Below are 12,713 nucleotides of genomic sequence, written 5' to 3' on the forward strand. Positions count from 1 at the left end.
TGAAAATCATCTATTAGCACACGATGCAGTTCATGACGTAGCAATTGTATCTATGCCTGACGATTATTTAGGTGAACGCACCTGTGCTTTTGTTATAGCTCGCGGACAAGTTCCGGCAGTAAGTGAATTAAAAATGTTTTTAAGAGAACGTGGTATCGCGGCTTATAAAATTCCAGATCGAATTGAATTTATTGAATCATTCCCGCAAACAGGAGTCGGAAAAGTCAGCAAAAAAGAACTACGTAAAGTCATTGCTGAAAAACTAATTATAGTAAAACAATAATAAAAACCGGAAGGAAGTGATTAGATGGCTATCCCATCTATTTCAGTATATAAAATGCCAATTGAATCAGAACTACCAAAAAATAAAGTGAATTGGACACCAGATCCGAAACGTGCGGTACTTTTAATTCATGACATGCAAGAATATTTTCTTGATGCATATAGCGATAAAGAATCACCAAAAGTAGAACTTATTTCAAATATTAAAATGATAAGAGAAAAATGTAAGGAACTTGGTATACCAGTTGTTTATACAGCACAACCTGGTGGGCAAACGTTAGAACAACGAGGTTTATTACAAGACTTTTGGGGTGACGGTATTCCTGCTGGACCAGATAAAAAGAAAATTGTTGATGAACTTACTCCTGATGAAGATGATATATTCCTAACAAAATGGAGATATAGTGCATTTAAAAAGACAAATCTATTAGAAATTTTAAATGAACAAGGAAGAGATCAACTCATTATTTGCGGTATTTATGCGCATATTGGCTGTCTTTTAACAGCTTGTGAAGCATTTATGGATGGTATAGAGCCGTTCTTTGTAGCAGATGCAGTTGCTGATTTTTCACTAGAGCATCATAAACAAGCATTGGAGTATGCATCTAATAGATGTGCAGTAACGACATCAACAAACCTACTGTTAAAAGATTTACAAAGTGTAAAAGGTGATGAGAGTGAAGGAATCACTATACAGGAAGTGCATGAACTAGTTGCACAACTACTTCGTGAGCCAGTAGAGAGTATTGATATTGATGAGGACTTATTAAATAGAGGGCTTGATTCGGTCAGAATTATGAGTTTAGTAGAGAAATGGCGTCGTGAAGGGAAAGAAATCACTTTTGCAGATTTAGCAGAACGTCCAACTGTTACAGGTTGGTACAGTTTACTATCTTCACAAACAGCACAGGTGCTGTAACAAATAGACTACATAATAAAGGGGTAGTAAAGAATGCCTAACAGTCAAAAGATTCGTCATTCGTTATCATCTGCGCAGTCTGGTATGTGGTTTGCGCAACAATTAGATCCGCTTAATCCGATATATAATACTGGGGAATATGTAGAAATAAATGGAAATATTCATCAAGACATTTTTGAATTAGCTGTACGTAAAGTTGTAATGGAAGCAGAGGCACTTCACGTTCGCTTCGAAGAGGATGAAATTGGCCCATGGCAAGTTGTTGAAGAATCACAGTTTCATATGCATTTTATTGACGTTCGTAAAGAAGAAAACCCTGAAGAAGCTGCTAAAGTATGGATGAAAAATGATTTATCTATACCAGTCAATTTGAAAAAAGATATATTATTTACTGAAGCACTTATTCAAGTTGAAAATAATCGTTTCTTTTGGTATCAGCGCATCCATCACATTGTGATGGATGGCTATGGATTTTCACTTCTTAGCCAAAAGGTAGCGAATGAGTATACATCACTTATAGAAGAAACAAACAAGAGTCAAAAGCCATTTGGTTCTCTTGCAAAAGTCGTGCAAGAAGATATTGAGTATCGTGAGTCTAAACAATTTCAGGAAAATCGTACTTTTTGGTTAGAAAAGTTTGCGGATGCCCCAGAAGTTGTAAGTTTGGCAGAACGAGCACCGAGAACATCAAATGGATTTTCACGAGAAACAGCTTATTTATCTAGTTCTAGCACGAAAACTTTACTAGAAGATATCAATATTTCGTTAACAAGTTGGCCGGAATTCATTGTCGCTGTAACAAGTATTTATATGCATAAATTAACAGGTGAAAATGATATTGTTTTAGGTTTACCGATGATGGGACGTCTAGGTTCTGTATCTATTCATACACCAAGTATGGTAATGAATTTAGTTCCACTTCGTATTACAGTAACTCCAAATATAACTCTTGCGGAATTATTGCAGCAAGTTTCTAAAGAAATTCGAGATGTACGTCACCATCATAAATACCGTCATGAGGAATTAAGAAGAGACTTAAAGTTACTAGGTGAAAATCAAAGGTTGTTTGGACCGTTAGTGAATGTTATGCCTTTTGATTACGGGCTTAATTTTGCTGGAAATCGTGGTATTACACATAACTTATCAGCAGGACCTGTAGATGATTTATCGATAAATGTATATAAACGTTTTGATCAAAATGAGCTAATGATTCATTTTGATGCGAATCCCGAAGTATATAATGGCGCAGAGCTAGCATTGCATAAAGAAAGATTTATGAATCTATTTGAATTAGTAATAAATAATTATGAGAAAAACGAGTCGATTGGAAAAATAAACATTACTCTGCCTGAAGAAAATCATAAAGTTTTATTGGAATGGAATGAAACGAAGGAAGATGATGAGTTAATTAGTCTACCTATATCATTTGAAAAACAAGTGCAAAAAAATCCAAATAAACTAGCGATTACTTGTGACGGTGTAAACCTTACGTATAAAGAGCTAAATGAACGAGCGAATGAACTAGCACATTATTTAGTAGAAGAAGGAATACGACCAAATCAGTTTGTAGCTTTAGTATTCCCTAGATCAATAGAAATGGTAGTTAGTATGCTAGCAGTCGTAAAGGCTGGTGCAGCGTATTTACCAATAGATCCAGAATACCCAGCAGAAAGAGTTAATTATATAGTAAATGATGCAAAACCAGTTTGTATCATAACACATTCATCTGTTTCATCTAAGTTAGTTATAGAAAATGATATGAAAAAAATTGTATTAGATGATGAAGAAACGAAAATAGCGTTACATACATATTCTCGTATGAATATAGCATGTAAGAATGATGTATCACTTTTAAACCCAGCCTATACAATATATACTTCAGGCTCAACAGGAAACCCAAAAGGTGTAATTGTTCCTATGAGAGGTTTAAGTAACTTTTTAATGGCTATGCAACAAAAGTTTTCATTAAATGAAAATGATCATTTATTAGCAGTTACAACGTTTGCGTTTGATATTTCTGCTCTAGAAATTTATTTACCTCTTATTAGTGGTGCAAGTTTAACAATTGCGCAAAAAGAAGACATACAAGAGCCATCAGCATTAACGACACTTTTACAAGAAGAAAGAGTGACCATTATGCAGGCTACACCGACGCTTTGGCAGGCGTTAGTAACTGATTATCCAGAAAAGCTACAAGGGCTAAACATACTAGTTGGTGGTGAAGCTCTTCCAGCGCATTTAGCAAATAAATTAAAAGAATTAGGTTGCTCAATAACTAATTTATATGGACCAACTGAAACGACGATTTGGTCTACTTTCATGAACATTGATGAAGGTGAAAAGGGTATACCTCCTATTGGAAAGCCAATTTGCAACACAGAAGTGTATGTATTGGATGCAGGGTTACAACCAGTTCCACCTGGAGTTATTGGGGAATTATATATTGCAGGGGAAGGACTTGCAAGCGGATATTTAGGAAAACCTGAGTTAACAGCTGAACGGTTTGTTGCAAATCCTTATGGAGAATCAGGGAAGCGCATGTACCGTACAGGAGATCTTGTGAAATGGCGTAGTGATGGTGCGTTAGAGTACATTAGTCGCGCAGATCATCAAATTAAAATTCGTGGATTCAGAATTGAATTAGCTGAAATTGAAACGGTATTACAACGACATGAAAATATTCAACAAGCGGTAGTAATGGTACGAGAAGATCGTCCCAATGATAAACGCATCATTGCGTATATCGTTGCAGAAGAAAAGGAACCGATTAATCTTTCAGAAATTCGTTCTTATGTTTCAGAAAGTTTAGCGAATTATATGATACCATCGGCATTTGTTGTGCTAGAAGAATTACCATTAACGCCAAATGGTAAGGTTGACAGAAAGAAATTACCTGCTCCTGATTTTAATGGAATGAACAATGAGAGGGTTGCTAGAAATCCGAAAGAAGAAATATTATGTGATTTATTTGCAGAAGTACTTGGTGTTTCTCGAATTAGCATTGATGATAATTTCTTTGAAATGGGTGGACATTCACTTCTCGCATCTCGTTTAATGGCAAGAATTCGTGAAACGTTAAGTGTGGAATTAGGAATTGGGAAACTATTTGAATCACCAACTGTTGCCGAACTGGCGAAACAATTAAACCATGCAAAAAGTGCAAGACCAGCTATTCAGAAAGCAAGTAGGCCAAATGAAATTCCACTTTCATTTGCACAGCGCAGGTTATGGTTCTTAAATTGTTTAGAAGGTCCAAGTCCTACTTATAATATTCCGCTAGTCATTCGTATGAATGGAATATTGAATCGGGAAGCATTACAAGGTGCTTTTTATGATGTAGTTGAGAAACATGAAACACTTAGAACAATTTTCCCTAACGTATTAGGTAGTTCCTATCAGAAAATTTTAGATATGGAAAACTTAAATCTAGAAATGGTAATAACTAATACATGTAAAGATGAATTAGAAAGTGTACTTTCAAAGGCGGTAAGATATAGTTTTAACCTCGATATTGAGCCGGCAGTTCGTTTGCAACTTTTTACAGTGAGTGAAACCGAACATGTATTATTAATTCTATTGCATCATATTGTAGGTGATGGCTGGTCATTACAGCCGTTAACGAGAGATTTTACAGCGGCGTATAAAGCACGATGTCAAGGTGACAGAGTTCAGCTGGAGACACTACCCGTTCAATACGCAGATTATGCACTTTGGCAACAGCAATTGCTAGGTGATGAAACGACACCAGAGAGTCTTATTTCAACACAATTAGATTTTTGGAAAGAAGAACTTAAAGGTTTACCAGACCAAATGGAGTTACCTACAGATTTCCAGCGTCCAATTGAGACGAGTTACCGCGGGGAAACAATTTATTTTCATATAGATGAAGGTATGCATAGTAGGTTAGTAGAGCTTGCACGTAAAAATGGAGTTAGTTTGTTTATGGTATTGCAAGCAGGGCTTAGTGCACTATTTACAAGATTAGGTGCAGGAACTGATATACCAATTGGAAGTCCGATTGCTGGAAGAAATGATGATGTACTTTCAGATATTGTTGGTTTATTTGTAAATACATTAGTGTTACGTACAAATACTTCAGGAGATCCAAGTTTTAAAGAATTATTAAATAGAGTGAAGCAGGTAAATCTTGCAGCTTATGAAAATCAAGATGTTCCATTTGAAAGGCTTGTTGAAGTGTTAAATCCAGTACGTACTCGAAACAGCCACCCGTTGTTTCAAGTTATGTTAGCTTTTCAAAATACACCAGAAGCAACGTTTCATGCACCAGATTTAGAAGCGAGCCTTGAAATTCAAAGCGTTGGTTCTGCAAAATTTGATTTAACATTTGAAATTAGTGAGAGTAACGGGGTTGATGGTACTCCGAACGGTTTACATGGATTACTAGAGTTTAGTACCGATTTATATAAACGTGAAACGGTTCAAAAACTAATAGAACGATTCATTTTGTTATTAGATGATGCAGCTACAAATCCGGATCAATCAATTGGCAGATTAGAAATATTAACTGTAGCAGAGAAAAATACAGTGTTAGAAAAGTGGAATGGTGGTTTTCAAATTGTACCAGAGATGACATTGCCACAATTGTTTGAAAAGCAGGCTCATATAAATCCAAATTCTATAGCTGTTGTCTTTGAAGATAAGAAATTAACTTATGAAGAGTTAAATAGAAAAGCAAATAAAATAGCTCGATTCCTAATAGCAAAAGGGATTGGTCCTGATCAACTCGTTGCTTTAGCGATGCCAAGATCATTAAACATGGTTGTAAGCTTATTAGCTGTTCTTAAAGCTGGTGCTGGATACCTTCCGTTAGATCCAGATTACCCAGCAGACCGCATTTCATTTATGCTACACGATGCGAAACCATCATGTGTTTTAACGAATTCAGAAGTGGAAATTGAATGTGATGAGGCACTAAAAGTTTTAGTTGATGATGTGAAAGTAATAGCAGAAGTTGAGAAATATAGTGATGACAATATTGATGAAGTGGAACGAATTAAGCCATTATCTCCATCACATATTGCTTACGTTATTTATACGTCAGGCTCAACGGGTAGACCGAAAGGCGTTATGATACCTCATCAAAATGTAGTAAGACTTTTAGGAGCAACTGATCATTGGTTCCAGTTTGACGGAAACGATGTTTGGACGATGTTCCATTCATACGCTTTTGATTTCTCGGTTTGGGAAATTTGGGGACCTTTATTATACGGAGGGCGTTTAGTTGTAGTGCCACATACTGTAAGTCGCTCACCGAAAGAATTTTTACAGCTTCTTGTTAAAGAAAAGGTTACGGTTTTAAACCAAACTCCATCAGCGTTCTATCAATTGATGCAAGCAGATCGTGAAAATGAAGAGATTGGCCAAAAATTATCTTTACGATATGTTGTTTTTGGAGGAGAAGCACTTGAGCTAAGTCGCTTAGAAGATTGGTATAGTCGACATCCTCATAACGCACCAAAGCTTATTAATATGTACGGTATTACGGAGACGACAGTACATGTTAGTTATATTGAATTAGATGAAACTATCGTCTCTTTACGAGCAAATAGTTTAATTGGGTGCAGTATACCTGACCTTAAAGTGTATGTGTTAGACAACTATTTACAACCAGTGCCACCTGGAGTAGTTGGAGAAATGTATGTTGCAGGTGCAGGGCTTGCGCGTGGATATTTAGGAAGAGCAGGATTAACGGCTGAACGCTTTATCGCAGATCCATTTGGAAAGCCAGGTACAAGAATGTATCGTACAGGAGACTTAGCTCGCTGGCGTAAAGATGGGACGCTAGATTATATAGGACGTGCAGATCATCAAATAAAAATTCGTGGATTCCGAATTGAATTAGGAGAAATAGAAGCAGTCATAATGAAGCACCCTAAAGTTGAGCAAGTAGCCGTTATTGTACGGGAAGATCAGCCAGGGGATAAACGGTTAGTTTCTTATATCGTTGCATCAAATAATGAAGCGATTGATACGAATGAAATGCGTCAGTTTGCTAGTGGTAGTTTACCAGATTATATGGTTCCATACGCTTTTGTAGTAGTAAATGAGTTACCTTTAACTCCAAACGGTAAGTTAGATAGAAAGGCATTGCCAGCTCCAGAATTTATTGCATCATCTTCTAGTCGTGGTCCAAGAACACCGCAAGAAGAAATGTTATGTGACTTGTTTACAGAAGTGCTAAGTGTACCTCAAATTGGAATTGATGACGGATTCTTTGATCTTGGTGGCCATTCACTCCTTGCAGTGCAGCTTATGAGCCGAATTAAAGAGGCGCTTGGAGTGGAACTAAACATTGGTACTTTATTTGCAGCACCGACTGTTGCAGGGTTAGCTGAAAGACTTGAGATGGGGAATGGTCAAAGTGCACTTGATGTGTTGCTTCCATTACGAGCAAGCGGGGATCAATTACCACTATTTTGTGTACATCCAGCAGGTGGATTAAGTTGGTGCTATGCAGGACTTATGAAATCTTTAGGAACAGATTATCCAATCTATGGTGTACAAGCACGTGGTATCGCTAAAAATGAAGAACTTCCAAAAAGTTTAGAGGAGATGGCGGCGGATTACTTGAAACACGTTCGTGAAGTACAGCCTCATGGACCATATCGTTTATTAGGTTGGTCGCTTGGAGGAAATGTTGTGCATGCAATGGCGGCGCAACTACAAAATGAAGGGGAAGAAGTAGAATTACTCGTTATGCTTGATTCTTATCCTGGACACTTCTTACCGAATACGGAAGCGCCTACTGAAGAGGAAGCGTTAATCGCATTACTCGCTTTAGGAGGATATGACCCAGATAACATGGATGGTAAACCACTTACAATGGAAAGTGCAGTTGAAATCCTTCGTAAAGATGGAAGTGCATTAGCAAGTCTTGAAGAAGAGACTATATTGAACTTGAAAGAAACATATGTAAATTCAGTAGGGTTGTTAGGGAAATATGTACCGAAAGTTTATAACGGAGACATCTTATTCTTTAGATCTACTGTTATACCAGACTGGTTTGATCCTATTTCTCCAAATACGTGGCTAAATTATTTAGATGGGCAAATTGTGCAGCATGATATTGACTGTAGACATAAAGATTTATGTCAGCCAGGTCCACTTACGGAAATTGGACAAGTATTAGCGAAATATTTGCAGAATAAGAAAGGGGTAAGTAGAGTATGACGAATCCATTTGAAAATGATAATTACACATATAAAGTATTAATAAATGAGGAGGGCCAGTATTCTCTCTGGCCTGCTTTTCTCGATGTACCTATTGGCTGGAGTGTCGTATATGAAGAAGCTAGTAGGCAGAGTTGCTTAGAATATGTTGAATATAACTGGAAAGATTTGAATCCAAAAAGTAATCAAGTTCGTGAAAAAACATTAGCAGGAAAACAATAATGAAAGCAAAACTAAATCCAAAAGTAGTCGTAAGTATCGTTTATATAACTGCGATGTTTATGGCTGCGATGGATGCAACGATTGTAAATGTAGCACTACAAACGATAAGTAAAGAACTGCAAGTACCTCCATCTGCAATGGGGACGGTTAATGTTGGGTATTTAGTTAGTTTAGCTGTTTTCCTTCCGATTTCTGGTTGGTTAGGAGATCGATTTGGTACGAAAAGAGTATTTTTAATTGCTCTTTTCGTATTTACAATTGCCTCTGCTTTATGCGGAATGGCTAACGATATTACTTCATTGAATATTTTCCGTATTATTCAAGGTGCTGGTGGAGGGCTTTTAACACCGGTCGGAATGGCGATGTTATTTCGAACATTTTCACCAGAGGAAAGACCGAAGATTTCTCGGTTCATTGTACTTCCAATTGCTGTAGCACCAGCAATTGGTCCTATCATCGGTGGTTTCTTTGTAGATCAAATGTCTTGGCGTTGGGCATTTTATATTAATCTACCGTTTGGAATCGTTGCATTGCTCTTTGGACTTCTATTTTTAGCAGAGCATGTTGAAAAATCAGCTGGTCGCTTTGATTCTCTCGGCTTTATTTTATCAGCACCAGGATTTGCGATGCTCATATATGCACTCAGCCAGGGACCATCAAAAGGGTGGATTTCTCCAGAAATTATGAGTACTGGGATAGCTGGGGTTGTATTCATTACATTGTTTATAATCGTAGAACTGAAAGTAAAGCAACCAATGTTAGATTTACGCTTATTAAAAGAACCAGTCTTTAGAAAGATGAGCCTTATATCATTATTTTCATCAGCTGGTTTACTAGGAATGTTATTTGTTTTTCCACTTATGTATCAAAATGTGATAGGAGTTTCCGCGCTAGAATCAGGACTTACGACATTTCCAGAGGCGATTGGATTAATGATTTCTTCACAAATTGTGCCATGGTCATATAAGAAATTAGGAGCTCGAAAGGTAATTTCTATAGGATTAATTTGTACGGCGATTATCTTTGTTTTATTAAGTTTTGTAAATCACGATACGAATCCGTGGCAAATTCGGGCATTATTGTTTGGTATCGGTATTTTCTTAGGTCAATCTGTCGGTGCGGTTCAATTTTCTGCCTTTAACAATATCACGCCGCCTTCCATGGGGAGAGCGACTACTATATTCAATGTGCAAAATCGATTAGGTTCAGCGATAGGAGTAGCTGTTTTAGCTAGTATACTAGCTGGTTTTGGAAGTAATAACGTTCAATCCGATTTTTTACCATATCAAGCAGCATTAATTGGATCAGCAATATTTTTGCTCATAGCACTACTATTTTCTTTACGTATTTCCGATAAAGAGGTAATGTCAAATAAGAAAGAAAAAACATTATCTGTATCAAAAAAAGAGAAAGCACTCGTCAATGAATAACAATATACGTATGCTTTTTTATGAAAATTGATATTCGTTGAATAAAGGAGAGTTTACATGATAGAAAGTAAAGTTGCAGATTCTGTTCCAACTTTGAATGAGAATGATTGTCAAATATGGTGGGCAAGAATTTCAGATTTACAATCATGGCATTACAATTTACTAAATGATATAGAGCGAGAGAAAGCAAATTCGTATCATCATTCGGCAGATCGAGCTCGTTTTATAATAGGTTGCGTAATTAGTAGATTAGTTCTCGGCAAGATACTTTCTATGTCACCAGTCCAAGTACCAATTGATCGAATGTGCTCCGTATGTAAATTGCAACATGGTAGACCACAATTACCAGAAGGTATGCCGCAATTATCTGTTTCGCATTCAGGTGAGTGGGTTGTCGTTGCATTTACAAAATCTGCACCTGTTGGCATAGATGTAGAACAAATGAATCCAAATGTAGATGTTGTGAAAATGGCAGAAGGTGTATTAACAGACATTGAAATAGCGCAAGTTATGAAACTACCAAATGAACAGAAAATAGAAGGTTTTTTAACATATTGGACTCGAAAAGAAGCGGTGCTGAAAGCGACAGGCGAAGGACTATTGATTCCACCAGTACATATTACAGTATCAGCTCCAAATAATCCTCCAAAATTGTTAGTTTTTAAGGATAAGCAAGAGTTGGCAGATAATACAATGATGGAAGATGTAAGACCTAGTTTAGATTATATGGCTTCTGTTGCAGTATTCAGTAAGGAAGTGACTGAAATTACGCAATTAGACGCGGTAGCACTTTTAAATCTTAAATAAAAAAATTATAGAAGAGGTGTTCCTCATGTTAGTGGCGGAAAATAGAAAGAATGAATTCACTTATAACATACAAGCAATTAAAAATATTTTATTTTCTGGAGATACATCATCCATTCATGCTTTAGAAAAGCTTTTAAATGATACAGTTCAGTTTGATGTTCTTGAACAAGAGGCACTTGGTAGACAGTACATTCCGAAAGAAGCAAAGAATTTCTTTGATAAAGATGGAACATTTCTTTACCGTGTATCTAATGTTAGTTATAAAGGCAAGGTGTTATCTGAAAATCTAATTTTTGCAGACACTTCGTTTTTACCAGACGCAATAAAGAGTGAATTAGAGAGTGGAAATATTCCTGTTGAAAAGCTTATAGAAAAGATGGAAGTAAGAAGAAACGTATTATATGAAGGATATCAGCCATCTGGAAATATTATCGAATTGTTTGATGGATGTTCTGTTACAGCGAATGTGTATCCAACTAGAAAGTATCAAATTGTAAGTAACTGCAAATGTGTATTTTATATTTGTGAAGTGTATCATGCAGAGAATATAGAGCAATTGCTTAAATAAAAACAAGAAACCAGCCTATAAAATGGCTGGTTTCTTGTTTATTTAACAGCTTCTTTTAATTCTTTACCTGCTTTAAATGCAGGAACTTTACCAGCTGCGATTTGAATTTCTTCGCCAGTTTGCGGATTACGTCCTGTACGAGCAGATCTTTCGCGCACTTCAAAAGTTCCAAATCCGATTAATTGAACTTTATCGCCAGATTGTAATGCATTAGCAATTGTGTCAAATACGGATTGTACAGCTGCAGAAGCGTCCTTTTGAGAAATATCAGCTGATTGTGCTACGTTTTTAATTAATTCTGTTTTGTTCATGTTTTCACCTCATAAAAAAATTTTTGGAATGAATGTTTTAGTATAATAGATAGTAAAGATAAAGCTATCACTATGATTAGAAATAATACTATATAATTATGTTAATTTCGTTGCAAGAGACTGAATCCCTTCTATTATTTGGGGATTAATTAAGAATCGATGCATATAAAAAGCTTTAGTATGAGGATGAGGGGGAGTATACGAATGATTTTTCGTGAAAAAAATGAGAAGGAAAGTATATTAATTCGTCAACATGATCATGGTTTTTTAGCTGGAGAGATTGCAAAGCATATAAAAGAAGACTTCTTTGAAGGTAAAACATATTTAAAAGAAACAGTTGATGCAATATATGAGCATGACAGAGGATGGATAGAGCTAGATAAAGTACCAATTTTAAATGATGCTAAAAATATTCCATATACATTTATGGATTGTCCAAGCCCATTACGTTTTGTTTTTTATACGATTGGCTTGAATGAAATTGAAAATTCTAATCCATACGGGGCATTGCTTTGCAGTAAACATTTTTTATCATTTCCACTAAACGAGGAAGATGAAGAGATGATGTCATTTTATAAACATGAATTAGAACGACAAAAAAGAATTTTGAAAACGTTAACAAAGGAACAGTTTGCGATGTTTGATAAACATTATAGATTATTAAAGTTTTGTGATGAACTTTCTTTATACGTATGTATGAATAAGCCTGGTGTAAAAAAGAAAGATGAAATTGATTTATTTAAAGATGGTTTTGAAGGAACAGAAATGTTTAATAGTAAGGATGAGAAACTTATTCAAGCTGAATGGGTGGACGAGGAAACAATTCGGATTACACCATTTCCATTTCAAACGGAATTTCATACGTATGTAAAATATAAAACGATAAATAAACATGAAACGAAAGAAAAAGGGATTGCAAAGGTTGATAGAGAATCGGAAACGAAGAAACAAATTATTCGTTTCATACAATAGGGAGGTAATATA

Annotated in this window: 8 protein-coding genes and 1 pseudogene; 8 read left to right on the plus strand and 1 reads right to left on the minus strand. The window is 36.0% G+C overall.

The features are described from left to right. The 7 genes and pseudogenes from entE to RT27_RS29495 all read left to right on the plus strand — a co-directional run. Positions 1–283: pseudogene (gene entE, locus RT27_RS29465) on the plus strand (2,3-dihydroxybenzoate-AMP ligase); the annotation flags it as partial. A 24-nt stretch (positions 284–307) separates the two neighbouring features. Continuing rightward, positions 308–1,201, plus strand: a complete 894-nt coding sequence (locus RT27_RS29470; protein WP_029442251.1) for an isochorismatase family protein — start codon at positions 308–310, stop codon at positions 1,199–1,201. 33 nt (positions 1,202–1,234) lie between these two features. Further along, a complete protein-coding gene (locus RT27_RS29475; RefSeq protein ID WP_043938672.1) occupies positions 1,235–8,392 on the plus strand; it encodes a non-ribosomal peptide synthetase in 7,158 nt (2,385 codons plus the stop codon). After that, positions 8,389–8,613, plus strand: coding sequence for an MbtH family protein (locus RT27_RS29480; RefSeq protein WP_043938674.1), 225 nt, complete (start codon positions 8,389–8,391; stop codon positions 8,611–8,613). The genes RT27_RS29475 and RT27_RS29480 overlap by 4 nt, the downstream gene beginning before the upstream one ends. Further along, positions 8,613–10,043, plus strand: coding sequence for an MDR family MFS transporter (locus RT27_RS29485; protein WP_000644934.1), 1,431 nt, complete (start codon positions 8,613–8,615; stop codon positions 10,041–10,043). The genes RT27_RS29480 and RT27_RS29485 overlap by 1 nt, the downstream gene beginning before the upstream one ends. 57 nt (positions 10,044–10,100) lie before the next feature. After that, positions 10,101–10,850: a 4'-phosphopantetheinyl transferase Sfp gene (sfp, locus tag RT27_RS29490; RefSeq protein WP_016081714.1), complete on the plus strand. Its 750-nt coding sequence runs from the start codon at positions 10,101–10,103 to the stop codon at positions 10,848–10,850. A 25-nt stretch (positions 10,851–10,875) separates the two neighbouring features. Then, entirely contained in the window at positions 10,876–11,418 is a 543-nt protein-coding gene (locus RT27_RS29495) for a hypothetical protein (protein ID WP_043938675.1), read from the plus strand. A 38-nt stretch (positions 11,419–11,456) separates the two neighbouring features. Here RT27_RS29495 and RT27_RS29500 read toward each other — a convergent pair whose 3' ends face one another. Further along, on the minus strand, positions 11,457–11,729 hold the full coding sequence (locus RT27_RS29500; RefSeq protein WP_001043905.1) for an HU family DNA-binding protein: 273 nt from the start codon (positions 11,727–11,729) through the stop codon (positions 11,457–11,459). Between the two features lie 204 nt (positions 11,730–11,933). Between RT27_RS29500 and RT27_RS29505 the strand changes: the two genes are divergently transcribed. After that, positions 11,934–12,701 (plus strand): DUF3891 family protein, encoded by a 768-nt coding sequence (locus RT27_RS29505; RefSeq protein ID WP_043938677.1) that lies wholly within the window; start codon positions 11,934–11,936, stop codon positions 12,699–12,701. Positions 12,702–12,713 lie beyond the last annotated feature (12 nt).

The sequence above is a fragment of the Bacillus sp. L_1B0_5 genome, from assembly GCF_000836715.1.
Taxonomy (GTDB): Bacteria; Bacillota; Bacilli; order Bacillales; family Bacillaceae_G; genus Bacillus_A; species Bacillus_A thuringiensis_S.